Origin of the sequence: Olivibacter sitiensis DSM 17696 (assembly GCF_000427965.1) — a bacterium.
In the GTDB taxonomy this organism is placed as follows: Bacteria; Bacteroidota; Bacteroidia; order Sphingobacteriales; family Sphingobacteriaceae; genus Olivibacter; species Olivibacter sitiensis.
Genome location: NZ_ATZA01000001.1, coordinates 210,308 through 237,200, shown reverse-complemented (window position 1 = coordinate 237,200; position 26,893 = coordinate 210,308). Strand labels below are relative to the sequence as shown.

At 45.2% G+C, this 26,893-nt stretch carries 23 protein-coding genes and 2 tRNA genes; 7 read left to right on the top strand and 18 right to left on the bottom strand.

Annotated elements, in window-relative coordinates; translation table 11 throughout:
- Window positions 1–175 precede the first annotated feature (175 nt).
- Both A37S_RS0101085 and A37S_RS0101080 read left to right on the top strand, forming a co-directional pair.
- The gene (locus tag A37S_RS0101085; protein ID WP_028295395.1) at window positions 176–766 is read left to right on the top strand and encodes an RNA polymerase sigma factor; all 591 of its coding nucleotides are present in this window, start codon (window positions 176–178) and stop codon (window positions 764–766) included.
- Window positions 759–1,412 (top strand): hypothetical protein, encoded by a 654-nt coding sequence (locus A37S_RS0101080; RefSeq protein ID WP_028295394.1) that lies wholly within the window; start codon window positions 759–761, stop codon window positions 1,410–1,412. Before A37S_RS0101085 ends, A37S_RS0101080 begins: the two co-directional genes overlap by 8 nt.
- 369 nt (window positions 1,413–1,781) lie before the next feature.
- Here the strand turns inward: A37S_RS0101080 and A37S_RS25990 are convergent, their stop codons facing one another.
- The 3 genes from A37S_RS25990 to A37S_RS0101060 are packed head-to-tail and all read right to left on the bottom strand — an operon-like array spanning window position 1,782 to window position 3,979.
- On the bottom strand, window positions 1,782–2,252 hold the full coding sequence (locus A37S_RS25990) for a VanZ family protein (protein ID WP_051292621.1): 471 nt from the start codon (window positions 2,250–2,252) through the stop codon (window positions 1,782–1,784).
- 11 nt (window positions 2,253–2,263) lie between these two features.
- Window positions 2,264–2,854 carry a porin family protein gene (locus tag A37S_RS0101065; RefSeq protein ID WP_028295393.1) on the bottom strand — a complete coding sequence of 197 codons (591 nt, stop codon included), beginning with the start codon at window positions 2,852–2,854 and terminating at the stop codon, window positions 2,264–2,266.
- Window positions 2,855–2,890: 36 nt separating this feature from the next.
- Window positions 2,891–3,979: a mannose-1-phosphate guanylyltransferase gene (locus A37S_RS0101060; RefSeq protein ID WP_028295392.1), complete on the bottom strand. Its 1,089-nt coding sequence runs from the start codon at window positions 3,977–3,979 to the stop codon at window positions 2,891–2,893.
- Between the two features lie 287 nt (window positions 3,980–4,266).
- Between A37S_RS0101060 and A37S_RS25985 the strand changes: the two genes are divergently transcribed.
- Together A37S_RS25985 and A37S_RS0101050 are read left to right on the top strand one after the other, a co-directional pair.
- On the top strand, window positions 4,267–5,685 hold the full coding sequence (locus tag A37S_RS25985) for an undecaprenyl-phosphate glucose phosphotransferase (RefSeq protein ID WP_084163705.1): 1,419 nt from the start codon (window positions 4,267–4,269) through the stop codon (window positions 5,683–5,685).
- A gap of 139 nt (window positions 5,686–5,824) precedes the next feature.
- A complete protein-coding gene (locus tag A37S_RS0101050; protein ID WP_036600783.1) occupies window positions 5,825–7,900 on the top strand; it encodes a glycoside hydrolase domain-containing protein in 2,076 nt (691 codons plus the stop codon).
- A 49-nt stretch (window positions 7,901–7,949) separates the two neighbouring features.
- Here A37S_RS0101050 and nagB read toward each other — a convergent pair whose 3' ends face one another.
- From nagB to A37S_RS23120, 11 genes are all read right to left on the bottom strand, one after another.
- On the bottom strand, window positions 7,950–9,884 hold the full coding sequence (nagB, locus tag A37S_RS0101045; RefSeq protein WP_281169842.1) for a glucosamine-6-phosphate deaminase: 1,935 nt from the start codon (window positions 9,882–9,884) through the stop codon (window positions 7,950–7,952).
- A 193-nt stretch (window positions 9,885–10,077) separates the two neighbouring features.
- Window positions 10,078–10,860, bottom strand: a complete 783-nt coding sequence (trpC, locus tag A37S_RS0101040; RefSeq protein ID WP_028295389.1) for an indole-3-glycerol phosphate synthase TrpC — start codon at window positions 10,858–10,860, stop codon at window positions 10,078–10,080.
- Window positions 10,861–10,862: 2 nt separating this feature from the next.
- A complete protein-coding gene (locus A37S_RS0101035; RefSeq protein ID WP_028295388.1) occupies window positions 10,863–11,450 on the bottom strand; it encodes an anthranilate synthase component II in 588 nt (195 codons plus the stop codon).
- Window positions 11,451–11,496: 46 nt separating this feature from the next.
- Complete coding sequence (locus A37S_RS0101030; protein ID WP_028295387.1) at window positions 11,497–12,912, bottom strand: anthranilate synthase component I family protein; 1,416 nt, start codon at window positions 12,910–12,912, stop codon at window positions 11,497–11,499.
- Between the two features lie 305 nt (window positions 12,913–13,217).
- Window positions 13,218–13,661 (bottom strand): hypothetical protein, encoded by a 444-nt coding sequence (locus tag A37S_RS0101025; protein ID WP_028295386.1) that lies wholly within the window; start codon window positions 13,659–13,661, stop codon window positions 13,218–13,220.
- 53 nt (window positions 13,662–13,714) lie between these two features.
- A complete protein-coding gene (locus tag A37S_RS0101020) occupies window positions 13,715–16,192 on the bottom strand; it encodes a TonB-dependent receptor (protein WP_028295385.1) in 2,478 nt (825 codons plus the stop codon).
- 165 nt (window positions 16,193–16,357) lie between these two features.
- On the bottom strand, window positions 16,358–16,642 hold the full coding sequence (locus A37S_RS0101015; protein ID WP_028295384.1) for an ATP-dependent Clp protease adaptor ClpS: 285 nt from the start codon (window positions 16,640–16,642) through the stop codon (window positions 16,358–16,360).
- Between the two features lie 183 nt (window positions 16,643–16,825).
- Window positions 16,826–17,413 (bottom strand): outer membrane beta-barrel protein, encoded by a 588-nt coding sequence (locus tag A37S_RS0101010; protein WP_028295383.1) that lies wholly within the window; start codon window positions 17,411–17,413, stop codon window positions 16,826–16,828.
- 386 nt (window positions 17,414–17,799) lie between these two features.
- A complete protein-coding gene (locus tag A37S_RS23125; protein ID WP_051292619.1) occupies window positions 17,800–18,321 on the bottom strand; it encodes a hypothetical protein in 522 nt (173 codons plus the stop codon).
- 99 nt (window positions 18,322–18,420) lie between these two features.
- The gene (locus A37S_RS0100995; RefSeq protein ID WP_028295382.1) at window positions 18,421–19,125 is read right to left on the bottom strand and encodes an ABC transporter ATP-binding protein; all 705 of its coding nucleotides are present in this window, start codon (window positions 19,123–19,125) and stop codon (window positions 18,421–18,423) included.
- The gene (locus tag A37S_RS23120; protein WP_051292618.1) at window positions 19,125–20,075 is read right to left on the bottom strand and encodes a glycerophosphodiester phosphodiesterase family protein; all 951 of its coding nucleotides are present in this window, start codon (window positions 20,073–20,075) and stop codon (window positions 19,125–19,127) included. Before A37S_RS23120 ends, A37S_RS0100995 begins: the two co-directional genes overlap by 1 nt.
- A gap of 327 nt (window positions 20,076–20,402) precedes the next feature.
- On the opposite strand from A37S_RS23120, the gene A37S_RS0100985 reads away from it, so the two are divergent.
- Window positions 20,403–21,872, top strand: a complete 1,470-nt coding sequence (locus A37S_RS0100985; protein WP_028295381.1) for a glycine--tRNA ligase — start codon at window positions 20,403–20,405, stop codon at window positions 21,870–21,872.
- 85 nt (window positions 21,873–21,957) lie between these two features.
- Here the strand turns inward: A37S_RS0100985 and A37S_RS0100980 are convergent, their stop codons facing one another.
- The 4 genes from A37S_RS0100980 to A37S_RS0100965 all read right to left on the bottom strand — a co-directional run bounded on the left by A37S_RS0100980 (window position 21,958) and on the right by A37S_RS0100965 (window position 24,162).
- Window positions 21,958–22,446, bottom strand: coding sequence for a DUF4920 domain-containing protein (locus A37S_RS0100980; protein WP_245586278.1), 489 nt, complete (start codon window positions 22,444–22,446; stop codon window positions 21,958–21,960).
- A gap of 41 nt (window positions 22,447–22,487) precedes the next feature.
- Window positions 22,488–23,804: an NAD(P)/FAD-dependent oxidoreductase gene (locus A37S_RS23115; protein ID WP_051292617.1), complete on the bottom strand. Its 1,317-nt coding sequence runs from the start codon at window positions 23,802–23,804 to the stop codon at window positions 22,488–22,490.
- 174 nt (window positions 23,805–23,978) lie between these two features.
- Window positions 23,979–24,052: transfer RNA gene (locus tag A37S_RS0100970), tRNA-Asn, on the bottom strand.
- A 36-nt stretch (window positions 24,053–24,088) separates the two neighbouring features.
- Window positions 24,089–24,162: transfer RNA gene (locus A37S_RS0100965), tRNA-Asn, on the bottom strand.
- Window positions 24,163–24,380: 218 nt separating this feature from the next.
- On the opposite strand from A37S_RS0100965, the gene A37S_RS0100960 reads away from it, so the two are divergent.
- Both A37S_RS0100960 and A37S_RS0100955 read left to right on the top strand, forming a co-directional pair.
- Window positions 24,381–25,295 (top strand): PfkB family carbohydrate kinase, encoded by a 915-nt coding sequence (locus A37S_RS0100960; protein WP_028295379.1) that lies wholly within the window; start codon window positions 24,381–24,383, stop codon window positions 25,293–25,295.
- A gap of 216 nt (window positions 25,296–25,511) precedes the next feature.
- Window positions 25,512–26,879 carry a GH1 family beta-glucosidase gene (locus A37S_RS0100955; RefSeq protein ID WP_036600781.1) on the top strand — a complete coding sequence of 456 codons (1,368 nt, stop codon included), beginning with the start codon at window positions 25,512–25,514 and terminating at the stop codon, window positions 26,877–26,879.
- The last annotated feature ends 14 nt before the right edge of the window (window positions 26,880–26,893 follow it).

Here is a 26,893-nt window from a genome sequence, read left to right as displayed (position 1 = left end):
ATTATTTCTTTTTTTTATGGAATAGAACGCCATTATTCATCATATATTTGGTTTATTGGGAGACACCATTCATGGCGTCTGTACGGGATAAGTCTCTAGGCAGCTTTAGTCTCTGGTTTCTTTTTTTAATTTTCACCCTGCCTACGGCAGGCAGGCTTTTGATTTTTAACTTCTTTTGCGCTATAACAGAAAAATACCGACTAAAGCATCCGAAGGCGAATTGCTAAGGCAATACCGCTCTACAGGGGATTTGGAAATATTGGGTGCGCTATACGAGCCGTACATGGTACTGGTATATGGTGTTTGTTATAAATACCTGCAGGATGAGGCAAAAAGCCAGGATGCCGTGATGCAGGTCTTTGAGGAACTGATTACGAAGTTGCGTGTGCATGAAGTGAGCCATTTCAAAAGTTGGCTGCATACACTAGCCAGAAATACCTGCTTAATGCAGCTACGCAAGGAGAGCAAAAACCTCATGCTTTCTATCGAGGAAGAAATATATACTCAAGAAGACGGGCTTGACTTTCCTATATCTGACGACAGAAGTGAGTCTGAAGAACAAGAGGCTCGATTGACCTTGATGGAAAGCTGCCTCAGCGAACTGAGGCAAGAACAAGAAACCTGTGTACGCTTGTTTTATCTGGAGCAGAGATGCTACAAGGAAATTGCAGACATAACAGGCTATGATATTTTAAAGGTAAAAAGTCACATTCAAAATGGCAAGCGCAATCTGAAGATTTGCATGGAAAGGAAAGACAATGATTAATCAATACGACATCATACGGATAGACAGGTATATAAATGGCCAGATGAGCAGCGACGAGATGTATCAACTGGAACGCGAAGCTTTGGACGACCCCTTTCTTAGCGAAGCATTGGAAGGCTATCGTACAGCTCAACAGGTAAACCAAGAAAAACTGAGCCTATTGCAACAAAGGCTACAATCGCGCATTGCCCAACAGCCAGAAGAAAGAAGCCGCATGTTATTCACTTGGCAACGATTGGGAGTAGCCGGCGTGGCTTCGCTCTTCCTTATCCTGACGTGCATCCTGCTCTGGATGCGGGGTGGCCTTCAGCATCAAAACAGCCATGATAGGCAGGTGGTACTGGAAATAGACAGCAGGGAGGGAATACCCAACCAGGGTGGCATTTTCACAGCGCGCAAGCTAGAAGCCAACAGTGCCGAGCCGGTAGGCGGATGGGATGCACTGAATAGCTACATTGCCCGTCACAAAATCACCACCGAGAGAGGTCATATTATCGTTCACGCCGATATAGACAGTACGGGCAAGGCTATCAATCTACGTTTTGAACAAGGCAACGCCAGGCTAGAGAAAGAAGTGGAGCGCCTTTTGAAGGACGGGCCCAAATGGAAGGGAAGCAAATCATTGGGCTTAGAATTCGTGTTTTGACCCTTTTTAAAGAAACTAGTAGGCCCTATCATCTACTGGCAAACAAAGTGCTTCCCTTGCTTGTTGCCTAGATAAATTATTTTCGAATGAAAAACCGTATCGTGTTGCCCGTTTATGCTTTTCTATTTCTTCTGATTTGCAGTTTAAGCAGCTGCGACTTAATAGCCGGCATCTTCAAGGGAGGAGTATATGTAGGAATTATTATCGTCCTTGTAGTCATTGCGCTTATCTTTTGGCTCGTTAGAAGCACCAGGAGATAAGCAAGACATCCAATCCATTTGGTAGTCACCTGAGAAAAGAGAGCAGGTGAAGGCTTCATTCTATGCTACTTCAATTATGTAGCCATCATCAGCAGGCAATGTTGACTATCTATTTGGCGAGCTTATCCCCTGTCAACACGATCTTCAATGCTTCTATGATGGCTATTCCTATTAGCGTACCAAGCGTATTGAGAATCAAATCGTCTATATCCGCCACTCCTATCTGAAAGATATATTGCGTTGTTTCTATAAAAAGGCTGGTCAAAAAGCCTAATAATAGGATGAGGTATAAATTCCTAATGCGAAAAACGACGTATAAAACGAGGGAGAAAGGAACGAACATAACGATATTGCCCATCACATCCAGATAGAGATTATCGGAATTAGCACTGTGCTTCCAAACATCCCATTTTCTACTTAAAGGATCCAAGTGAATTTCGGGATCAATTGCAGACTTGGCATCCCCCTGCCTTCTACCCGCCAGAAAGACGATATAGAACAGGACACTGAAATATATTGCCGAGCCGATATACCAAATCCAAAGGACTATTCGATGACGTCGTTTTATCTTATCGGACAAGCTGTGAACGGTTAAAAAAGATAATACCCAAGGCCAATTTGCCAAACCTTGTTCTTGAACGTTGGAATCTGAGCATCACTATTGGCTTTTCTTTCCGTAAAATCCTGCGTATAATTACCTATGAGTTTAAAGCCATTTCCGATATATATATCGATACCGAGTACCCCTCCAACATAGCTTTTTTCTTCGCCTTTGTATTTGGTGATGGTTGTGCGATCGTTCGTTTCTCTTTTTACGCTAGAATTGATCAACCAGGAAAATTGCGGGCCCAAATGCAGGCTCACCCTATCAAACAGGGCTACCTGTAGCATCAATGGCAAATCGACGAAGTTATTGGTATAGGTGAGGTTGTCCCCTTGTTTATAGCCTTTTTGCGAATAATTAAGCTCTGCACCTATGCCCAAGTTCCCCGTGATATCCAAATCCAAAAACCCACCTGCATTAAAGCCAACACGGACATCACTACTGTAATCAAGATCTCCTGTTTTGATCATGTTAGCGATGTTAACCCCTCCTTTCACGCCGCCGGACAATGACTGTGCATTCGCTAAAGAACAATAACCAACTATCAGAATGGCGCATAAGGCCCAAATTTTTTTCATTTTTTTCTTTTAAAACTTCCTACTTACAACTTTAAACTAAATGTAACTCTCCCCAAATTTACTGCTCACATCTGCTACTACCTGCTTCACCTCTTGTTCTGATGATTTTGGACAGATCATAAGGGTATTGTTAGACTCCACGATGATATAGTCTTCCAGTTCTTTAATGACTACCCGCTTGAAACTAGGGACATTCACCATACAGTTTTTGCTATTGTACAATATAATATTCTCGGGATCGGGAATCACCACGTTGCCCCATTCGTCCTTAGAGGCTATACCATATACAGAGGTCCATGTTCCCAAATCAGACCAGCCAAAATCTACCGGCAATACATACACCGATTTGCTTTTCTCCATCACCGCATAGTCGATGGATATGTTCTCACAAGTTGGATAGTTCTTCAAAAGGAAATTCTCTTCTTCCGGGGTATTGTAAGAATCCTTACCCTTTTCTAGAATATCGTTCAAGTTGGGACTATATATTCGAAGCTCATCAATTAATTGAGAGGCTTTCCAGATAAAAATACCTGCATTCCACAAATATTCGCCACTTTTCAAATATGACTCCGCTGTAGGCAAGTCTGGCTTTTCCACAAAGGCATCCACCTTCTTGAACTCCCCCAAATTCGCCTCGTTGTCCCAATGAATATATCCGTATCCGGTATCGGGCCTCGAAGGTTTGATACCAAGGGTAAACAAAGCATCATTATCTGCTGCGGCATTCAAAGCCGACTGGATGGCCTGGACAAAAACATCCGTATCCTGAATTAGGTGATCGGAAGGAGCTATGACCATCACCGCATTGGGATTGAGAGCCCTCAATTTATAACTAGCATAAGCTATACAAGGTGCCGTATTACGCATGGCCGGCTCACCGATGATATGGCTGTCATCATCCATATTCAGCTGTTCCTGTACCAAATCCTTGTAATTGGTATTAGTTAATATATAGATATTCTCTTTGGGAACTATTTTTAGAAACCGATTGTATGTGTCTTGTATGAGTGTCTTACCGGTACCTAATACATCTATAAATTGCTTAGGCATTGTCTTGCGGCTAATGGGCCAGAAACGACTCCCTACCCCTCCGGCCATTATGATAGCATAGTGATTTTTATTCATCTGATAGAATGCGATTTCTTGTCAATAATAAGTATTAATCCCAAAATCTGAAAATTTAAAGCAAAAATAACCCATTAATATGGTTCGTCAAAAGCCAATATAGCAACAATTTTTCAAGTCGAAACAAAGCTTAGCGGACATAGTTGATAAAAAAATAAAAAAATATGTGGGTTTAATGCGATGAAACACTACTTTTGGACACTGGCAGCTAAAATGACGTTAATATGCCATTTATCCTTTTCAACGAGTAGACCGTTGAAAGGAAAAAAATAAAAATTCGTAAAACAATGATTGTCAACGACAGAAGCTTTTTTCTCTTCACTAAGCTTGTCACAGATGTCTGTATTATTATCTTTTCATTCCTTGTCGCTTTGTTTATAAGCGATAATAATGTATTACCTGATTTTTATATCGCAGATTTTGGCTTCATTTTGTTCCTTATCGCCGGCTGGTATTTCACATCCAAGTCCAACAGTCTATACCAAGAACGTGTACAAGAAAATCAAATACGGGAAATCTACAAAACCTTTAACAATATCATCTGGCAGCTTATCCTAGCCGTTCTCTTCATCTTCGCCATTAAGGAAAAGGACTACACCAGAAGCTTCGTACTACTTTATGGCGCACTGCTATTCATATTGATGCCTAGTGCACGAATTGTATTGAAGCAAGTATATCTTCTATTGTACAAAAAAGGCCGTCTCCGTAAGTCGGCTCTCATCATTGGCGGCGGCGACACGAGCGTGCAGTTTTCCAAATACCTTCGTGAAAATAAACACCAGGGTTATCACCTGGTTAGGTATATACCGGGCACCCTGAGCTTAGCAAACAACCTAGAGAACAGTTATAAAGGGAGGGGGCTTCTAGTAGATGGGGTTCCACTGACGGGACTGGAACAAATTGACGAGGTATTCATAAGCGAAGATCACCAAGCTACGTATAGTACCAAGGAAGTAGCGTCCGTACTCAGTATGTATGCCGTTAGGTTACGCATCATACCCAACATGTATAACATGTACTTCAATGGGAAATATAGCTTCAGCATGCTTGGTGGTTTCCCTTTGCTCAGCTACCGCAGCGAACCTTTGGAAGATGTATACAACAGGGTGGTAAAAAGGGCCTTTGACGTCATATTCAGCCTATTTGTGATTGTATTCATTTTTTCATGGCTGTTCCCCATTATAGCCATTGCCATTAAGCTTACTTCCAAAGGTCCTGTTTTTTATCTCCAAGAACGTTGGGGCAAACGCAATAAGCCCTTTATGTGCATCAAATTCCGCTCTATGAAGGTTGCCTCCAGCGATATCGGAAAAAACGGAAAATTCAGACAAGCGGGCAAAGACGATGACCGTATTACCAAGGTGGGAGGATTTCTAAGAAAAAGCAGCCTCGATGAACTCCCGCAATTTTTCAATGTGCTCTTTGGCGAGATGTCGGTAGTGGGCCCGCGGCCACATGCCACACTCATGAACCAAGAATCCATCAATACGGTGAAGAACTACATGGTCCGACACCAAACCAAGCCCGGCATTACAGGATGGGCCCAAGTCAATGGACTACGAGGTGAATTGACAGAACCCAGCATGATGAATGCACGCACACAACATGACATCTGGTATATCGAAAATTGGAGTTTTGCGCTAGACCTAAGAATCATCTTCCTCACTTTCTGGCGTATGGTCATTGGCGACAAGCAAGCCTACTAACGGCCACGGCTGTAAGCAATCGGTTACCAGCCATCGGATTAACAAGTTGTTAACAAAAGCTTTACATGCATAGCCAAACCGTTTTAAATATCTTTACGGATCTAAAAATACATGTTCACAAGTAAAACCGTACGTTAATATGCTTAGATCCATTTTATTTGCACTGATTGGGGGACTTATATATCTTTATCCTCCACTTGCCATCGCGCAAGCCGACAGAAGTAGCCAAGTCAACGTTTTCCTTGGATCATCTGGCGATCATGGGCAACTATCTCCTGCAGCTTCCTATCCTTTTTCCATGCTCAGCATCGGTCCTTCCACCTATCCGTTCACCCATACTGGTTACGAATACTTAGCCAAAGACTTTTATGGCTTCACTCACAATCGATTTGAAGGTGTGGGGTGCCAGGGAAGCGGTGGCATACTGTTGGTGAAGCCTTTTTTGGAAAACACCACCGAACAAGAAGCAACCCCCCTGCAAAAATTGAGCGACTATGCCTCTCCTGGCGCATATGGTGTTCGTTTCAGCAATGGCATTCAGGCGGATCTTGCCGTATACGGGCAATCGGGTATTCATCGTTATCAATACCCGAAAGGCAAAAAGGGCATCAGCATAGACCTCAAACACACGTTTAATCGTGCTTTCGTCTCCGAAAAACACCAGGTACAAGGGCAGGTGCTCACAGGCTATATAGAAGCAAGGACTACCTGCCATGCCGGCACCTATCGTATCTATTATGCCTTAAAAATGAGTAGACCAGTAAAATGGACAAATGCCGATTCTACCAAAATAATAGCGATTCCGGACGAAAGCGTCACAGACATAGATCTGTACATATCCTTCTCGTCCGTCGATGAGCAAAGTGCACTGGCCTCGCTGTTGACCTCAGATTATCAAACATTTGCCCAGAAAAGCAACTCTGAATGGAACAAGCTGTTAAATAGGTTCCAAGTGAAGGGAGACGATGATCGTACCCGTCTATTTTACTCGCTCTTATACAGAACGCTTCAATCTCCCTATAACATCTCCAATCCAAGCGGCCAGTATAGGGCCATAGACGGGTCGTTGCAGCAAGCATCAAGCCCACGCTACAATGGCTGGGCCATATGGGACAACTTCAAGACGCAACTACCTTTGCTAGCTTTAGCCTACCCTGAGCGCTTTGGCGATATCGCGCAGTCCATTGCCAACCTCTATCCTCATGGCAAGAAAGACTTTGCAACGGAGCACGAGCCCTCCAACACTGTTCGGACAGAACATGCAATTGTGGCACTGATAGACGCGCATCGCAAGGGTTTCGCAATAGACTTTGCATCCATTATAGATTCCTTACAGGCGGAAGTAGACCGATTGGATTTTTCAAAACCAGACAAGGCTTTAGAGTCATCCTATGACACGTGGGCGCTAGCAGAAATATACGCCATACTAGGCAATGAGACAAAAGCAAGGCAGCACTACCAGAAAGCATCGGAATACAAAAACTATTGGCTCAAAGATTTTGCAGATCTCAGCAAGCCGGATGTAGATCGCATGTCGGCCCGAAATATGTACCAAGGTACCATCAGGCAATATCGTTGGTCTGTTCCTTTTGACATTGCAGGATTGAAGGCATTGATGGGAGGCGAACAGGAGTTCGTAAATCAGTTGGACGATTTCTTCGACCATCATTATTTCAACCGGACCAATGAACCGGACCTACAAGTACCGGCTTTGTACCAGGCTTCCAATGCACCATGGAAATCACAAGCATGGATGCATCAGTTTGCCGTAGATACCGTGATAAACCACTATTTCAACGACAATAGTCGAGGCATAGGTTCTGAAATCGATGTCATTTTCAAAAATCAACCAGCGGCATTCATCCGCACCATGGATGACGATGCCGGTGCCATGTCTTCTTGGTTTATCTTTTCTTCCTTGGGGCTCTATCCTGCCGCCATTGGCTGGCCCATTTACTACCTACACCTTCCCTTATTTGAGGAGATCACACTTGACCTTACGCACGGGCGTAAGCTACACATTCAGGTAAACAACTATGCCAAGGACAAACGATATATCCAAGACCTCACCTTCAATGGGGAAAAAATAGAACGCAATTGGATAAGTCATGAGGAGTTGATGCAGGGAGGAGAACTTATCTTTACTGCCTCCGATAGTCCAAATAAAACATTCGGCATCAAAGATCAATGGATCTCTACCTTGAGGGAGAATTAAAAAAGGGGCATTGTGCAATGCCCCTTTTCTATCACTATATTTATTTATACTAATCAAATTTCCACCTAACGAAGGCTTCAATCGCTTCGTACTCTGCCAGGCCAAGTTCGTCGTAGAGCCGTGCAGTTTCGCTAGTTCTATCTTCGGCACGCACCCAAAACTCCCTTGCGTCATCGCCAGGAAATACAGGTAGATCTTTTTGCGACTGATGCTTAAAGATAGCCATCCGCTTGCGATATACTTCCTGAGGAGACAATGGCACAGCCATTTCTATTTCATGTATGGGGAACTCGTGCCAAGCGCCACGGTATAGCCATAACCAGCAATCTTTGGTCCACTCCTCAGTTTTGCGCAGACGAAGCAAGGCTTGCAGGATAATGTCAAAACACACTTTGTGCGTTCCATGTGGATCAGCAAAATCGCCTGCCGCAAAAATCTGATGAGGCTTCACTGCCTGTAGCAACTCCACCGCCTGTTGGATATCGTCCTCATAAGAGATCTTTTTATCAAACTTGCTGCGATCATAGAAAGGAAGGTCCATAAAATGGATATGATCATCGGGCAAACCGGCATAACGGGCTCCTGCCACAGCTTCACCGCGCCTTATAATGGCCTTAATCTCCCTTATTTCCTTCGTATCTATCTGGTTGGGTTTCTTTGCTTCAAAAAACTTTCTGGTATCGTCGTAGAGTTTCAGGATATCGTCTTTCTCACGTCCCATAGCTTCAGCAAAATCGCGGGCAAACTCGATGTAGCGCAGCACGTCGTCATCCCATACAGCGGTATTGCCCGAAGTCTGGTAAGCCACATGTACGTCGTGCCCCTGATCGGCCAATCGAATAAATGTTCCCCCCATGGAGATGACGTCATCATCGGGGTGCGGAGAGAAAATAATTGCCCTTTTCTTGGCAGGTTGTGCCCGCTCCGGCCTTTGGCTATCATCTGCATTGGGCTTGCCTCCTGGCCATCCGGTAATGGTATGCTGCAGCTGATTGAAAATATCGATGTTCAGGTTATAAACCGGCCCTTTTTCTGTGGCCAGCTGTGCCATGCCGTTATTGTTGTAGTCCTCCTCCGTCAGCTTTAGTACGGGCTTACCTACTTTTTGAGCCAGCCATACTACAGCTTTTTTGATTGTTTTGTTATCCCATTCGCAGTCCTTTACCAACCAAGGCGTATCAAAACGGGTAAGGGAAGATGCTGCTGCCTCATCCAATACAAACTCCACATTATCTGAAAGTTGCAAGTAAGTAGCCGGTACCTCGGACGATATTTCGCCTTCTACCGCCTTTTTCACTATAGGCGCTTTGTTCTCACTCCATGCCATCAAGATAATTTCCCTTGCCTTGAATATTGTCCCCACCCCCATAGTGATGGCCTTTGTTGGCACATTTTCTTTTCCACCGAAATCACGGCTTGCATCACGCCTTGTAAGATCATCCAAGGTGACTAACCGTGTTCCGGAGTTTGGCGCAGAGCCTGGTTCGTTGAAGCCAATATGCCCCGTACGACCTATACCCAGCAATTGAAAATCCAAACCACCCAACTCGGTAATCTGTTGTTCATATTTCAAGCAATAGTCGTGGATAGCCTCTTGTGGCAAGGTACCATCCGGAATATGTACATTCGCTCTCACAATGTCCACATGGTCAAACAGATGCTTGTTCATGAAAGTAACATAGCTTTGCTTTGCATCTGGCTGCATAGGGTAGTACTCGTCCAAGTTAAAGGTGATAACATTGCTAAAGCTCAGTCCTTCTTCTTTATGCAGACGTACCAACTCTGCATATACTTTAATAGGTGTTGCTCCAGTAGCCAGGCCTATTACGGCATGCCCTCCTGTTGCTTGTTTTGCCTTAATGAGGTCGGCAATTCGATGAGCGACTGATACAGAGGCCTCATCGGGATTCTTGAAAACCGTAACGGGAAGTTTTTCGAAACGGGTTTCTTCTAGTAGATTTAATCTAGCCATTGTTTGTAGGATAGTTTTTGTTTTAAGGTGAGAAACAAAAGTATATATTTCACCCTTTCTAAAAGAGCAATTTTAAGGCATTTTTTGTTTTTTCCATAAAAAAAAGCAACGCAAACGATTGTTCTTTTTAAAATAGCACTTAAATTTTCTACTTTCCTCTATTGAGACGATGAAAAAGCAGTTTGAGCGACTACTCGTCACGCTGCTACAACTGGGAGACAAAGTCCTTAATTGCCTGCGCGGGGTTGTTGCTCTTCATAAAATTTTCTCCAATGAGAAAGGCATCGAAACCTACTTGCTTCAGTTGTCTTATGGTTGCTGGATCACTTATGCCACTCTCGGCTACCTTGATATAGCGATCGGGAATTTGGGGTGCCAGGCGGATGGCGTTTTCTACCGACACGACAAAGTCTTTTAAGTTGCGATTGTTCACACCTATAGCATCTACTTCGTCAAATAAGCAATCGTGCAGCTCTTCCTCGCTATGCACTTCCAGCAAGACATTCAAGCCCAAATTCTTCGAATAGGCTGCCAAGCGGTGCAGATCATCGGTAGACATCGCAGCAGCTATGAGCAATATGATATCCGCGCCATGAGCTTTTGCTTCCGCAACCTGGTATTCATCTATTGTAAAATCCTTACGAAGCAAGGGGATATTTACTGCCCTTCTAGCCTCTACCAAGTCGTTCAAGGAGCCTTTGAAAAAATCCTTATCGGTGAGGACGGATATGGCCGATGCACCGGCAGCATCGTAGCCGGATACCACCTCAACTACATCTGCTGTCCCATTTATAAGTCCTTTCGAAGGCGACGCCCGCTTGAATTCGCTTATAATGCCCGTCCTTTCCTCATCGCGAACAAAATCGGCCAGCTGATAGCACGAACGCTCAAAAAAAGGAAGCCTTTCCAAATGCGCCAAAGGGACTGTTTTTTTTGCTATTGCTACTTCCTCTCTCTTTCGAGCTATGATCTTATCCAGTATCGTCATGCTTATTCTTTTATCCAGTTTAATATCATTTCCCGTCCATATTCACTTAATACCGACTCTGGGTGAAATTGCACCCCATGTACCTGATAGTGCTTATGCGATGCCGCCATAATAACGCCCTTGCTGTCAACAGCGGTCACTTTTAGTTCCTCCGGCAGGTCATCGCCACTCACTGCCCAGGAGTGATAGCGCCCCACCAGAAAGCTTTGGGGCAATCCCCGAAACAGCAAATCATCACCATCGGTCACCTGTAGGGTGGTAGCAACCCCATGCACCGGTTTGCTCAAATTGAATAGTTTGCCACCATACACCTCGGCAATGGCCTGCAGGCCCAAGCATACGCCAAGAATGCTCTTGCTTTCTCCATATCGACGGATAACGTCCATCAACAGTCCCGCCTCTTCCGGTATCCCCGGTCCCGGCGAGAGCAGAATCTTATCAAAGGAAGCCACATCTTCCAATTGGAATTTATCATTGCGCCAAACAGTACAGTCCATGCCGCATTCGTGCAGCAGATGTACCAGATTGAACGTAAAAGAATCGTAGTTGTCAATAACCAATATGCTGGGATTCGTAGATAACGGGCTCATTGATTCGTTTTATTTTTTACTTTTTGTTTTTTACTTTTTAATTTTCTCAGCCTATCTCTTGCGCTAGCTCCAACGCTTTGCGCAATGCGGCAATTTTGTTATTCACTTCATTAAGCTCACTTTCCGGGTCTGAATCGGCTACAATGCCTCCTCCAGCCTGATAGTGCAGTACGTGTTCCTTGCTCAGGAAAGTACGAATCATAATGGCATGATTGAAATCGCCGTTAAAGCCCATGTAGCCAATGGCACCGCTATAAAACCCCCTGTACTGCCCCTCATAACGATCTATCAACTGCATAGCCATGTGTTTAGGAGCACCACTCAGGGTTCCGGCAGGAAAAGTATCGCCCACCACGTCAAAGGGATTGCTATTGGCTTGCAGCTTACCCGTCACTTTGGATACCAGGTGGATGACATGGGAGTAAAACTGCGCTTCCTTAAAGGATTTGACCTCCACAGCATCACAATGCCTGCTCAGGTCGTTCCTGGCAAGGTCTACCAGCATCACGTGCTCCGCACTTTCCTTGGCATCGTCCTTTAATTCTTCCGCAACCTGCAAATCGCGTTGCAAACTACCTGTTCTCTTAAAAGTGCCCGCTATGGGAAATATAGAAGCCTCTTCGCCCTTGATCGTTATCTGTGCTTCAGGTGAAGATCCGAACAGCTTAAAATTACCATAATCAAAGTAGAACAAATAGGGCGAGGGGTTTATGGAACGCAACGCTCGATAGACGTTGAACTCGTCGCCTATGAAAGGATGTGAGAAAGCCCTGCTGGGAACTATCTGAAACACATCTCCGCGATAGATATGTTTTTTCATCAATTCTACCAGCCGCTTATGCTCTTCATCTGTCCTATTGGACCCCTCCTCACCACTCAACTCAAAGCTATATTCCGGAAAATCTTTGTTTTGAATCAAGTATTGCATTTTCTCAAGCCCACTTTCTTCCTCACGGTCTCCATATTGATGCTCAAACACATACAATTCGTTTCTAAAGTGATCGATTGCTATGACGTAGCGGTATACATGGTATTGCAAAAAGGGAATTTCCCTGGCCGGGTCTGTAGGCGTATGGAGTTCAATATCCTCGAAATGGGTGACTGCATCATAAGTAAAATAACCAAACAATCCATTGGATATAAAACGAAAATCTCCTTCCCCTTCCGAACTGAAAGACCGGCAAAATGCGGATACCGCGGACCGCAAATTTACCTTATCTACGGGCACAGTCTCCTGGCTGCCGTCAGGATAGCGTGTTTCGAGTACCTTATCGTTCAGTACGATGCCCGCCATAGGGTCGCAACATACATAGCTCATGTTGTTTTCGCGGCTATGGTAGTCCGAGCTCTCCAAGAGCAAGCTATTGGGAAACACATCCCGCAATCTGAGGTAAATGCTTACCGGCGTAGTAGTATCTGCTAAGAGTCTTTTGTACTTCGTATTTAAATGATATGTACCCATTTGTTCAAATTAATTAAATCCTATATTAAAGCGCCAATCACAGCCACAAAAAAAACCCGACGTTGACAGCGTCGGGTTAGTAATTTTTAAGGTTTGTGTTGATTATCAATATCTTTAAACATATGCCCGGCGCTCTACTTTTGAGTAGGCCACCACCAGCTATGCATATATACTTCGATAATCATGTTGACGCAAACCTAGTATTAAATTTTGTAAATACAAATAAATTGTCAATTTTTAACAAAATCAATCAATTCTGCAAACAGACGCCATTCCATTGCCAGTTATATCAATACAAGTAAGACTTAAAAACCCCAGAAAGTAATGAAACCCTTGCTTACGGCCATAAGAATGGTCGCTAGGATAATAATCAAAGCGATGGTATAGAAAACGGCTATCTTTTTGAATTTTGCTGAAGCGGTAAGTGCCTTCTTGGATTTTGAATGTCCTATGGTAATAAGTATTACCGCTATCAGCATCATCGTACTGTGCTCTGCCGTCCAATAACGAATACCACTGTTGGCACCTATATTGGAGAAATCTACCTTCGTGCTGATAAAATACAGCCCCAAGCCAACCAAAAGCTGCACATGGGTAAAAATGAGGGTAAAGAGATTGAGCTTTCTATTGCCTTCGGTGTATGCCTTCTTGCCAAGTAGGCCACTGATAGCAGTGATGACAGCAATGATGAGCAGCAACAATACGACATAACGCAAGCCCGAGTGTAAGTGTCTAAGTCCAGTATACATGTTGTTCAGTTTTTAGTTAGGCCAAAGGTACATCTTTTTAAGAAAAGCGCACATTAAAACTGCTCGCCACCCCCCATTTCGTCGCCATTATTTTGCTGCTTGTCTCTGTCTTCCTTATGGTCTGGCAGCTTCATGCCAAAACGATAGCTGAAGGTAAGCATGGCCATCGGCCCTTGCATCATCCTGCGTTGGAACTGCCTGTTGAACTGCGCCGTAAATTGTTCGCCACCAAAGCGGCGTTGGTTGAAGATATCGCGCACGTTGAGCATCAGGCTTCCCTTGTCTTTCAATACGGCAAGTTTGAAGCCCGCATCTACCATTACCATATCAAATGATTTTCCCTGAGCCATCACCCTTGGCGCCATGTAATTTGCCCGCAATTGTGCGGTAAGGCCCTTGGCTATGCGTCCATTGGCCGTCAAATTGGCATCCCAGTTGAAACCGCTATTCTCTGCCACGCCAAATTCTTCACTTCCCTTGAAAGCTAGGTAATTGCCATTGAAATTGGCCATGAAGTCCATTCTCGGGCCCACAGTAAATTGCGAAATAAGTTCAATTCCCGTAGCCCGGTTTTGGCTGATGTTCTGAAAACTGGAGAACGTGGCGTTCGTCTCCACATTGGCAGAATCGACTATCATTTGGATAACATCATTGGTAATACGGTGATATACGGTGGAGGTAAGGCTTACCTTGCCCCATTTCTTGTTGTATCCCAATTCCATGGAGTGGATATCTTCTGGCATCAGATTGGGATTCCCTTGCCGCAAATTCAGCGGATCGGAAACATCTACAAAGGGATTCACCTGCCATCCCCGTGGCCTATTCACCCTTCTGGTATAGCTCAGTTGCAGGGATTGGTCATTGGCAAGCTCTTGGGTAATGTAAACGCTCGGGTAGACACGGAAGTAATCCAATCGGCCCTTGGCTATCCGATCTTCGGGCGACAACTCGGGATCGTAGCTGATATATTCGGTATTCAGGTAAGCCTGTTCTGCCCTCAGCCCTACCTGATAGCCCAATTTGTCGGTCAACTTGTTCTGGTAATTGGCATACAGGGCATGAACGATATCTTCAATATTGAAATCGTTGGTCAAGTCGTAATCGCGCTCGTACTGTCCCGTCTGAGGATTCCGTATGTCGGACAGCTGCTGTTCGTTCCCATTGCGCAAGGTAGTGCGATAGCCCGCTTCCAGTTTTTGGTCACCGCTAAAGGGCAAGGTATAGTCGATCTGGATATTGGTGTTATTACCATCCTCATAGGTGTCGTTGATTCGATCATTGTCTATCGAAATAGAGGGATCAGAGGCAAACTGATTAAAGGTCTGTATACCGTCTTCCTTGCTCCTGCCATAGGAGACATTGGCCATCAACTCCTCCCCTTCGCGCTTAAACTCGCGCTTGAAATCCAGGTTGAGGTCATAAGCACGGTCGTCTTCATTCTGTCGGGTATATCGCTCGCTGGTGCCCGTGGCCGATCCCGATGTATTATAATAAGTATAGTACAGGTCTTCCCTACGAATATTATCCCTTATGCTCATATTTCCGGAAAGTCCTATCGTGGTTTTCTCATTGAGGAAATAGTCGGCCCCCAAGCGAATCATGTGGTTATTGCCCGTACGCTGGTTATCGCTGGTATTGTACACGCGGCTTCCGTTGAGGTATTGGTTGTCATTGTATCCATTACCGGGCGCATTTCTTCTGTTGTAATTGTAGCCGGTGAAATAGTTGAACTTGCTGTCCCGATAGTTCAGGTCCAGTCCGCCATTGTAGTTATTATAAGAGCCTCCTCCACCACGCACCATGCCGTTGAAGCCCGTGCGGATATTTTTCTTCAGGATAATATTAATGATGCCGCCTTGACCCTCTGGGTCATACTTGGATGAGGGGTTGGACATCACCTCAATACGTTGAACGGAATTGGCTGGCAGGGATTCCAGCAAGGTGTTGATATTGCTTCCTGCAAGGGCAGAAGGTTTTCCGTCTATCAGTATACGAACATTGGTAGAGCCACGCAGACCCACATTGCCATCCATATCTACTGATAGAGAAGGTACGTTCTGCAGCAAGTCCGAGGTGGTACCTCCTTCGCTCACGATGCTTTGCGACACGTCAAACACCTTGCGGTCTATCCCCACTTCCATGGTGGGAGTTTGCCCCTCTATCACCACCTCACGCAGGACGTTTTCCTGAGACATCCGCATTTGGATAGTTCCTAGGTCTACATTCTTGCCGGCAGTTACAAAAAGTGGATTTCGCTCAAAGCGCTCATATCCCAAAAAACTTATGCGCAATATGTAATTACCTGCAGGTATTCCCTCCAAGCTAAAGCCACCCTTTTCATCGGTCTGCACGTGCTTAATAGGCTGCTGAGTGGGCGAGAGCAGGCTCACGCTGGCAAAGTCAACCGCCTCCTTGGATAGCGAATCGACCACTATGCCTCGTATTTGGGATGTCTGTTGCGCCAAAGCAGAGGATATGGAATAACATATAAATAGATATATAAAGAATATAGGCTTTACAACGTTATGCATGTTTTTTATTGTTTGTTTCAGTATTTTGTACAAGGGTGACAAAAATAGTGCTAATCGTTATACGAGCAGGCATTCTTTTGTCACAAGTATGAGGGGTAACTACATTATTACATTTCTCCCTTACGCTGGGAGAGGAAGACAGGCAAGAACTTGGGACAGTTCTTATTATTCGACACTTACAGTGAGGCCTTCTCCCTTTAAGATTTTCCTATATACCTCTATCTCGGTATAGGAACCTTCCAAAATAGCACACTTGCCTTCATTATGAACTTTCCATGCTATCTGCTCTGCCTGGTACTCCGTATAGTCTAAGTATTTCATTAGGCAATAGATAACGTGGTCAAAAGTATTGATATCATCATTCCAGAGTATGAGCCGATGGGAATTTCTGGCTACAGCAAGTATTTCCTCCAAAGTGAACGTTTCCTCTTGTACTGCAGGATTGGACATGTTTGTTTTTTATTTAAGACAGCCAATGGTGGCCGCAAAAATAGCCAAAACAGCTCTGATATACAAGAGATAGTCTTTTTTTACAACTAGTTCAATTCAAATTAGTGTAGGAGCAGGGGGACCGAAACGACAAAAGATGCCCCATTGGAGCATCTTTTGTCTATGAGAAATCGATATCTAGTCCTAAAAATAAAACTGAACACCTAACTGCGGCGAAAAGAAATTACTTGCCAATCCAAAGGAATTGGAAATGGACTTGCCGCCAGTAATCTCATTGGTGAATCTATCATTACCATAGTACAAGCCTCTTACACTTAGTTCTATACCAAAGTTGCTTTTGGGGAAGAAAGCCACTCCTGGAGATAGCTGCACACCATAGTTCGCGGTGCTAGCAACCTTGGTGCCGTCATTTTTCACAGTTCCCCAGGCCATCGGTACAGATAGTTCGCCAAAAAATTTAAAAGTTTCTGTCCCCGAATATTTACGGGCAAAAGGAACTGCAACGAAGCTACCCCACTTATCTTTGATTTCCCCGTCTTTTTCTTGTCTATATGCATATCCTACGCGCGTACCGATCGCAAAATTATCCGAAATGAAATAACCAATGTTAGGCGTCACATTGAAACTTTGCGTATTGGCATCGGATCCATTCAAATGATCGTAAGAATAACCAACAGATCCTCCCAAAATTATTTTTCCTTGTTCTGTTTGTGCCTTAGCGCCGAACGAAATAGCCAAAGCTGCCACGGCAGTTAATAGTAATTTTTTCATCTTTCAATAATAATTTATGTTAGCAAATAAAGGTGTACTTCACCTCATTTGTAGGCTTATTGCCAAGAAAGATGCCATGTCAGTAGCTGTCAGGCAATATTTTCAGACGAAAAAAAGTCAAGCGCTGATTATTAATATCATATTTTTATGGCATGACAAACGAATGTTTTTGAAATGACAAAACCTATATTTTGTAAAAACTGCCATTTTATCAAAAACTGACTTTTTAAGACAATTAGTCAGTTTCTTCTTTGTCCTGCATATTAAAAAACAAAAGGACATCGAGCCCATGCCCGATGTCCTGTAAAAATTTAAAAATATATAGTGAGCTACTAGCGTTGACCAGGTAGATAGATCTGGAATCCAAGACTTGCGCCCAATCCGTTTTACGCAGTAGCACTTCCGCCACCTGCTTTAGAATAGTTATAACCAACTACTGCTTCCAAAGCCACGCTTTCTGTAATAAAGTGGGCATATCCTAATCCCAGGTCACCGGCAAAGCTAACACCTGAACCTCCTCGACTGCCACCTATACCTGCACCAACCTGACCGAAAAAGCGCCCGGTTGACGATGCACCTTCGGGGAAGAAATAACGAACGAAAGGAGCTACGCTATATGTCCAATCATTTTCGGTATCAGGATGAGTGGCAAAACCCAAGTTTGCTCCCAAACCTATAACAATACCATCAGAAATAAAGTATCCTGCACGTGGATTCAAATTGATATTAAAAGATTCAGACTCAAATCCATAGCCCAAAGACCCTAAAGCACCGCCTACCATCCAGTTACCTGCTTGTATGGGGGCTCTTCCTACCGATGCCGATGTTTGTGGTCTTGATACTTCTTGGGCTGAAAGCGTGAATACGCCACCCAATACCAAAGCTGAAAATAAAAATAATCTTTTCATAGTTGAAATGTTTGAATAAATGTTACTATTAGTTAACGTTATATCATTCAAACACAAACTATGCCAAGCTGGTTTTCCAACATGGAAAATAGCTCGTTGCTATCGCAGCGACTCAAAAAGACTTTCCAAGCTTAATACCTCATTATTAGACAATAAAGAATGTGTATCTCCTTCATGCACTTTCTTCCCATGGTTCATCATGATGATGTCGTTACAGGTATTTCTCACGTCGTGGAGCGAGTGGGTGGACAGTATAATGGTCTTGGATTGTCCTAATTCGACCAAAAATCGGTTAATATCGTGCAGCTGATTGGGGTCTAGGCCAGAAGTGGGTTCATCCAATAAAATCAGCTCTGGGTCGTGCACAAGGGCATGCGCAATACCCAATCGCTGCTTGTAGCCCTTGGACAAAGTACCGATTTTCCGATTTTTCATCTCCGCCAGCCCTAGCTGATCGCATAACTCATCTATACGGCTTTTTGCATTTTTCACCCCATAGTACCGGCAATGATGGTCTAGGCTTTCAAGTACATACATCGATCGGTAAAGCGGGTTTTCTTCGGGGAGATATCCTATCTGTTTCCTGATGGAAGCATGCCTTATGCCTATCGCCTTTCCGTTCATGCAGATGGCTCCAGAGAATGGGTCTATGACACCTGCGAGACATTTCATCAAGGTGGATTTGCCGGCACCGTTGGGCCCCAGTAATCCCAGCACCGTACGAGAAGGAACCTCAAAGGATAGATCTGTTATGATGGGCTTAGTCCCATACTTTACGTTCAGGTTTTTGACGCTGATAGCCATTAGTAAATGAAATCGGATTTGAGGTGTCTGTCCGTCACAAAGCGCAATAGTTGTGCGCCTGCTTCCTCGGGCCTATCGGTAGACAGCATGTCCGCACCGCGCTGTACCAATCCGTAGTAAACCGAGTCTCCCCGCGCTACCGCACGTGCATCCAAGTTGCCCATGGTTCCAAGGATACAGCGGATACCATGCTCGTGCAAGCGTGTATATAGAGCGGTATCGGGTTCCCTTATGCCCACAAAAGCTACCAATCTATTGTCTGGCACCCCCAGTTCTGACAATCGAACCAGGTCATCTATCTTGGCTATGGAAGCAGATATCATCAACTCTGGCGCCAATTGATACACCTCCTCTGCCTGGCCGGCGTTATAGGTGATGATAATGGATGAGGCCTCCGCACGATTTCTCCGTACGGCATCTATCACCAGGTCATACGGCACGCCCCGCTTCACGTCCAAAGTAAAGAGCACTTTGCCCTTGCCCCAGTTGAGGGCATCATCCAGTTTGGGTATTTTAAAATCCGTCACTTTGCCGTCCGTATCCCTCAGTTGCAACCTCGCGAGCTCCTCATAAGTAAAGTCTTTAAGGTATCCCTTTCCGGTGGTGGTGCGGTCCAGCTTATCATCATGCATCAATACCAGTACGGAATCCTTGCTCAAGGCTATGTCGCATTCAATGACCAGCGGCTGTGTGGCAGCACGGTGCATGAATGTTTCCAACGCATTCTCGGGATATCCAGGCCCCGGCCCGCCACGATGGGCACTGACCAGTGGAATTCCCCCATCCCGGTAGGCGAGCAGGCTATATAAGTTCTCCAGGCGCTCCGTATGAATCTGCATGCCCATACGCGAAGATATATACCTATCGCTCCCAGATAGGCAGCCCACGGCCATGACGGTCAGGCAACAGCAAAAGATGGCCAAGAATCTGACGGCACCCCTTCTTTTCATAAGTAATATTTAAATTTACTCTCCAAACTTAGCGAAATTGTACGGCACATACAATATGGGGCAATTCAAACCTTCACAAGGCTTAATGCGAAGCTGCAAGCTTCTTCTTATTGGTCGGCCCAAGCTAGGCCACCACCCTTTCCCGCCCTTAAGCTTGCGCCAGTATTGGTACGAGAACTGGCGCAAGCTTTGGGATCATGGCTTTGTGCGGATAGGTCAGCTTGTGCCTTGAAATAAAACCAAGCTTGTAGCTTGGTAAAAACGAAGATTTGAAATACACCCTACAATGTTGTCTATCCAAAGCAATTTATCTATGTTTGCTGCATTATGAGCAAAAACAACGACGAACAGTTCAAAAACGTCATATCGCATGCAAAGGAATACGGTTTTGTATTCCCTTCGAGTGAAATATACGATGGCCTGAGTGCCGTATACGATTATGGGCAACTGGGTACCGAGCTAAAAAACAACATCAAGACCTACTGGTGGAAAGCGATGGTACAGCTCAACGACAATATCGTGGGCATTGACTCGGCCATATTTATGCACCCCAAGATATGGAAGGCATCGGGCCACGTAGACGGGTTCAACGACCCGATGATAGATAACAAAGATTCCAAGAAGCGCTATCGTGCCGATCAGTTGATAGAAGACAAGATTGCGCGCTTTGAAAAAGACGGCAAGACGGAAAAGGCCAAAACATTGCAAAGCGAGCTGGACAGCGCCTTGGAAGCAGATGATTTGCCCCGGTTGAAGACACTTATTGAGGAATATGAAATTGTATGCCCCATCAGTGGTACCAGAAACTGGACGGAAGTAAGGCAGTTCAACCTCATGTTCTCCACCCAGATGGGTGCCATGGCAGACGGTTCCGACGAAGTGTACTTACGGCCGGAAACCGCTCAAGGTATATTTGTCAACTTCCTCAACGTGCAGAAATCAGGCCGCATGAAAATCCCCTTTGGCATAGCCCAAATCGGCAAGGCTTTTCGCAATGAGGTAATCGCCCGGCAGTTCATCATGCGCATGCGTGAATTTGAGCAAATGGAAATGCAGTTTTTCGTGCGCCCCGGCACAGAGCTGGAATGGTACGAAAAATGGAAGGCTCTTCGCCTCAAATGGCACCTAGCCCTGAAACCAGAAGCCAGCAAGTACCGCTATCACGACCACGTAAAATTGGCGCACTATGCCAATGCTGCCGTAGATATCGAATATGAATTTCCCTTTGGCTTCAAGGAGGTAGAGGGCATCCACTCGCGCACCGACTTTGACTTGAGCCAACACCAAAAATTCTCCGGCAAGAAGATGCAGTATTTCGACAACGAGATAAACCAAAGTTATGTACCTTTTGTAATCGAAACTTCCATAGGCCTAGACCGCATGTTCCTCACAGCACTATGCAATGCTTACGAAGAGCAAGATCTCAGTACGGAGGACAAGCAAGATTCGCGTAGGGTACTGCACCTCCATCCGGCTCTCGCCCCCATCAAGGCGGCGATCTTACCTTTGACGAAAAAAGATGGTCTGCCTGAAAAAGCGCACGAAATAGTCAATGCCCTGCGATTGGACTTCAACATTCAGTATGACGAGAAGGACTCAATAGGCAAGCGTTACAGAAGACAAGACGCCATAGGCACACCACTGTGTATCACCATAGATCATCAGTCGCTGGAAGACGATACCGTCACCATACGGCACCGCGATAGCATGGAACAAGAACGCGTGGCTATTGCCCAACTGCCGCAAATGGTACAAGCCATAGCGGGCTGGAAGGGTTTACTCCAAGAACTGCTGTAGATTATATATACATGAGGTATAAAAACGGGAGAGGCAAGTGCGTATCGCACTTGCCTCTCCCGTTTTTATAATGGTATTGCTTTCCTTACTTTACTACGACCACGCCATTGGCCACCAGCTCAATGTCCTTTTTCGGGTCATTTATGGCGGCTATTTCCTCTTTGGATTTACCGGCATCTTCTGCAAAATGCTTCAAGCGTTCTACGCTGGTTTCCCTCACCTTAGCTTCTCCATCGATAACTACGGTTTTGCCTACAATATCTTGCGGCATAAAGAAAGCATAGTCCTTAAACTTCACCATGATAGGATCGCCTGCCGCCCGTTCCAATTTCATGAAGCATCCTTTTTTCTTGCACACCTCCACCACTTTACCTTCTACTTTCCCGTTATATACCGTATCGGCAGACAATTTACTTTCTAGGGAAGCAATGGCTATCGCATCGCCCATGCTAATAGGAGCACCATATTGCGTACCTGGTTTTGCGGGAGCTATCTCTACTTCCTGCTGTGCAAACAAGGAAGAAGTAAATAGCAAGCCCATGAGACAGGCCAAGCCTTTTGATAGCATATTCATTTTGATCAACTTTATTTTAAAACAGTTATACCTTGTGAAGCTTATTGCTCATTCTGCCCCACCTCCGCTTGCTGCTTTTTGTATGCCGCAAGCCAAGATTGCTGTTCCTTCTCCTTATCGCGGTAGATGAAACGCAGGTTGGTATTGTTGCCCAGCCAGGACCACAACCAGCCGTTGAACAGCTTCACCTTATTTCTGAAGCCGTAGGTATAAAACCAGTGTAGGCCAAGCCAGGTAATCCAGGCAAAGAAACCGGTAAAGGAAAACTTAGGTAGATCTACTACCGCACTGTTTTTGCTGATAATGGCCATAGAGCCTTTATTGAAATAAGCGAATGGCTTCAATGGCCTTCCTTCTATTTTGTTGATGAGGTTTGAAGCCAATAGATCTCCTTGCTGCATGGCTACCTGAGCCAATTGCGGGTGGCCGTTCGGATAAGCTGCATCGGTTGTTTGGAAGCAGATATCGCCAATGGCATATACATCGTCCACCGTTTGCACCTTATTGTATTCGTCCACCAAGATACGTCTTGCTCTGCCTGTAGAACCCTCCGGCAAGCCCTTGGCTTCACGAGCTATTACGCCCGAAGTCCATATAAGCGTGTCGGTCTCTATGAAAGAGCCGTCGGCAAACTGCACCCTGCCGTCCACGAAATCTTTCACACCTGTGTTCAGCCGTACCTCTACCCCTCTTTTTTGCAGTACTTCCAATGCCTCGGACTGTGCCGTCTTGCTCATTGGCCCTAGCAGTACAGGGAGCATATCTACCAAGATAATCTTTAGGCCGCCATCGCGAAGCAATTCTGGATATTCTTTGGGCAATAGGTGCTTGTTGAGGTACACGTACATCCCTGCCAGTTCCACCCCTGTGGGGCCACCACCCGCCAACACCACCGTGAGCAGTTTTTTCCGCAGCTCGGGGTCCTCTGTTTGAGAGGCTTTTTCCAGATTGGCAAGTATACGGTTACGCAGATTCATGGCATCATCCAGGGTTTTCATTGGTACCGCATTCTTGGTCACGTTGGCCATACCGAAATAGTTGGTTTCCGTGCCCATTGCCAGAACCGCATAGTCGTATGGCACTTCACCAAACTCGGTAACAATGACTTTTCTAGCCACATCAATCTCCTGCATTTCTCCATAATGGAAACGGAAATTGCTCGTGTTGCTGAACATCCGTCTGAAAGGATATGAGATGATAGAAGTTTCTACAAATGCCGTGGCAACCTGGTAGATAAGCGGAGGAAAAAAATGGTAGTTATTGCGGTCAACTATTGTGACGTTCACACTCTTGTTCTTGGCCAATTTTTTCGCTAGGCTCACACCGCCAAGGCCTCCTCCTACTATTACAATGTTCATACTGTCTAGATATTTCTAAGTATTAGGGATAAATTTAATGAAGAACTCTTTCGATACAATGGAAAAATCCTTTGCACACCCCTTTCGCAAATCAATCGATGGGGCAAATATAAATTTAAAGAACGAGAAATGCACGGCCTAAAATAAAAAAAGCCCCGATAGTTTCGGGGCTTGCTCCTGAAGCTGGGCTCGAACCAGCGACCCTCTGATTAACAGTCAGATGCTCTAACCTGCTGAGCTATTCAGGAAAATTCCATCATGTATATGTTCCGATAGGAAGCTTGCTCCTGAAGCTGGGCTCGAACCAGCGACCCTCTGATTAACAGTCAGATGCTCTAACCTGCTGAGCTATTCAGGAGTGTACCATGCTTCCGAATTTTCGGACTGCAATATTCGACATTTATGATTTAAATAACAAAAAAAATAAATAATAATTATCTCCCTCGTATGTTCGTTCGTCAAGCGAAGACAAATACCAAAGAAAGCTTCCTTTCACTAAGCCTTAAGAGAGAAAAGAAATCGCTTCTAGCAAAAAACACTATATTTGCGACCAAATCATTACCATACGCACAAAAAATGAGTTTAATAGTACTAGGATCTGTTGCCTTTGACGCCATTGAAACCCCTTTTGGAAAAACGGATAAGATTGTAGGTGGTGCAGCACCTTATGCCAGTCTATCCGCCTCTTATATCTATCCGCACGTGAAGATCGTGGGCGTGGTGGGCAATGACTTTGGTGAAGACAATCTGAAAATTCTCAGCGACCATAGCATAGATATAGAAGGAATTCAAGTAAAAAAAGACGAGAAAACATTCTTTTGGTCTGGCAAGTACCACAATGACATGAATAGTCGCGACTCACTTATTACTGATCTAAACGTACTGGCAGATTTCGACCCTATTATCCCAAGTTCATACCAAGACTGCGAATATATTTTGCTGGGGAATCTAGCTCCGCAGGTGCAACTTACGGCATTGCAACGCCTAGAAAAACGGCCCAAGCTCATTGCCATGGATACGATGAACTTTTGGATAGAAAGTGCAATGGACGATCTAAAAGAAACACTGCAACATATAGATGTGCTCATCATCAATGATGAAGAGGCAAGGCAATTGTCCGGTGAATACGCCTTGGTTACTGCTGCCGAGACCATCATGGCCATGGGCCCCAGGTATCTCATTATAAAAAAGGGGGAGCATGGCGCCCTACTTTTTGGCGACAAGCAGGTTTTTTCTGCCCCAGCCCTGCCTTTAGCTACGGTATTTGATCCTACAGGTGCCGGAGACACGTTTGCAGGTGGTTTTGTGGGCTACTTGGCACAGTACGGACAGGTCAATTTCCAGACAATGAAGACCGCGGTCATCTATGGCTCTGCTATGGCTTCCTTCTGCGTGGAACAGTTTGGCACGGAAAGGTTGCAGGGCCTCACGAAAAAAGAAATCGGCGATCGGCTAAGGCAATTCAGTCAATTGTCGTCATTTGTTCTCTAGGCTACATATCATCACGATAACATCATGATAAGTTAACTTGCCATTAACAAACAATAGCTATCTTTCCCTTGTAGAAGAAAGGAGAAACACCCATGAATTGGCAAAAATTATGGAACCCAATTGTATGGATAAAGCTAGTAAAGGAAAAGCTATGTAGGTATCGACTCAAAACGGCCTTCAGGCACCAACGCGGCTTCATCCATGGCTAAATGATAGATGAAAATTGTGACTAGAGACCTTTTTGGCAAAGACTTTAAGTGGGGAGTGTCTACTGCCGCCTTTCAGACTGAGGGCAGTGCTGCTACAGACGGAAAAGGGCCTTCTATATGGGATGTATTTACTCAACAAAAGGGCCGCATAAAAGGCGATCAACACGCCCAGGTCGCATGCGACTTTTACAGGCGCTATGAACAAGATATCGCCCTCATCAAAGACCTTCACATTCCCAATTTCCGTTTTTCCATCGCATGGCCACGATTGTTGCCACAAGGAGACCGCACCGTGGTGAACCAAAAAGGATTGGATTTCTACGACCGCGTAATAGACAGCTGCCTTGCACAAGGTATCGAGCCTTGGGTCACGCTGTACCATTGGGACCTTCCCCATGCCCTGGAACTGAAGGGTGGCTGGAGCAATAGGGACATCGTCGCTTGGTTTTGCAACTATGCCGAGCTGTGTGCCCAGCGTTATGGCGACAGGGTGAAACACTGGATGGTGCTCAATGAGCCAATGGTCTTTACAGGAGCTGGTTATTTCTTGGGGCTACACGCACCGGGACACACTGCTCTCAAGAAATTTCTGCCCGCGGCGCATCATGCCGTGCTTGCCATGGCAGAAGGGGGGCGCTTGTTAAAGGGGCTATTGCCCACGGCAGAGATAGGAACTACCTTTTCCTGCACCCATGTTGAACCAGCTTCATCCAAAAATAGGGATATACGAGCTGCCCAGCGTGCCGACGTCCTGTTCAATCGTTTGTTTGTTGAACCCACGCTAGGCATGGGATATCCAGTGGAAGATCTATCTGTCTTAAAAGGCATATACAAGTACGTCCTTCCCGGCGACGAGGAACGCATGCGCTTCGATTTTGACTTCATAGGATTGCAGAATTATACCCGCGAGCTGGTCAAATATGCCTTGTTCACTCCTTACCTACATGCCGCCTTGGTACCAGCCGAGAAAAGAAACGTTCCCCTCACCACCATGAAATGGGAAGTATATCCTCCGTCGATCTACCATATCATCAAACGATTCGACAGTTATGCGGGGGTGAAGAAAATTTACATTACTGAAAATGGCGCGGCCTTTCCAGACACCGTTCAGGACGGAAAAGTGAATGATAGCCAAAGGCTTCACTACCTGCAGGAGCATATTGCCCAGGTACTGCGCGCCAAGAATGATGGTCATAAGGTTCATGGCTATTTTGTTTGGACACTGACAGACAATTTCGAATGGGCAGAAGGTTACTACCCACGCTTCGGAATCGTGTATAACGACTTTGACTCGCAAGAGCGAATAGTCAAATCATCTGGGCATTGGTACGCTCATTTTCTGAACAAAAGCTTACCTTTGCACGGCTGCCCTTGAAATATGCAGTCCTG

What these genes read in the sequence shown, in the direction of transcription:
- A37S_RS0101015 (WP_028295384.1), bottom strand. Translation starts at nt 16,642, where the DNA reads ATGTCCAATCCTGCAGTACAAGAGGAAACGTTCACTTTGGAGGAAATA.
- trpC (WP_028295389.1), bottom strand. Translation starts at nt 10,860, where the DNA reads ATGACGATACTGGATAAGATCATAGCTCGAAAGAGAGAGGAAGTAGCA.
- A37S_RS0101060 (WP_028295392.1), bottom strand. Translation starts at nt 3,979, where the DNA reads ATGAATAAAAATCACTATGCTATCATAATGGCCGGAGGGGTAGGGAGT.
- A37S_RS23115 (WP_051292617.1), bottom strand. Translation starts at nt 23,804, where the DNA reads ATGAACATTGTAATAGTAGGAGGAGGCCTTGGCGGTGTGAGCCTAGCG.
- A37S_RS0100980 (WP_245586278.1), bottom strand. Translation starts at nt 22,446, where the DNA reads ATGAATATGCTATCAAAAGGCTTGGCCTGTCTCATGGGCTTGCTATTT.
- A37S_RS0100985 (WP_028295381.1), top strand. Translation starts at nt 20,403, where the DNA reads ATGAGCAAAAACAACGACGAACAGTTCAAAAACGTCATATCGCATGCA.
- A37S_RS0101020 (WP_028295385.1), bottom strand. Translation starts at nt 16,192, where the DNA reads ATGCATAACGTTGTAAAGCCTATATTCTTTATATATCTATTTATATGT.
- A37S_RS0101025 (WP_028295386.1), bottom strand. Translation starts at nt 13,661, where the DNA reads ATGTATACTGGACTTAGACACTTACACTCGGGCTTGCGTTATGTCGTA.
- A37S_RS0100995 (WP_028295382.1), bottom strand. Translation starts at nt 19,125, where the DNA reads ATGGCTATCAGCGTCAAAAACCTGAACGTAAAGTATGGGACTAAGCCC.
- A37S_RS23125 (WP_051292619.1), bottom strand. Translation starts at nt 18,321, where the DNA reads ATGAAAAGATTATTTTTATTTTCAGCTTTGGTATTGGGTGGCGTATTC.
- A37S_RS23120 (WP_051292618.1), bottom strand. Translation starts at nt 20,075, where the DNA reads ATGAAAAGAAGGGGTGCCGTCAGATTCTTGGCCATCTTTTGCTGTTGC.
- A37S_RS0101050 (WP_036600783.1), top strand. Translation starts at nt 5,825, where the DNA reads ATGCTTAGATCCATTTTATTTGCACTGATTGGGGGACTTATATATCTT.
- A37S_RS0101065 (WP_028295393.1), bottom strand. Translation starts at nt 2,854, where the DNA reads ATGAAAAAAATTTGGGCCTTATGCGCCATTCTGATAGTTGGTTATTGT.
- A37S_RS0100955 (WP_036600781.1), top strand. Translation starts at nt 25,512, where the DNA reads ATGAAAATTGTGACTAGAGACCTTTTTGGCAAAGACTTTAAGTGGGGA.
- A37S_RS25985 (WP_084163705.1), top strand. Translation starts at nt 4,267, where the DNA reads ATGATTGTCAACGACAGAAGCTTTTTTCTCTTCACTAAGCTTGTCACA.
- A37S_RS0100960 (WP_028295379.1), top strand. Translation starts at nt 24,381, where the DNA reads ATGAGTTTAATAGTACTAGGATCTGTTGCCTTTGACGCCATTGAAACC.
- A37S_RS0101035 (WP_028295388.1), bottom strand. Translation starts at nt 11,450, where the DNA reads ATGAGCCCGTTATCTACGAATCCCAGCATATTGGTTATTGACAACTAC.
- A37S_RS0101030 (WP_028295387.1), bottom strand. Translation starts at nt 12,912, where the DNA reads ATGGGTACATATCATTTAAATACGAAGTACAAAAGACTCTTAGCAGAT.
- A37S_RS0101010 (WP_028295383.1), bottom strand. Translation starts at nt 17,413, where the DNA reads ATGAAAAAATTACTATTAACTGCCGTGGCAGCTTTGGCTATTTCGTTC.
- A37S_RS0101080 (WP_028295394.1), top strand. Translation starts at nt 759, where the DNA reads ATGATTAATCAATACGACATCATACGGATAGACAGGTATATAAATGGC.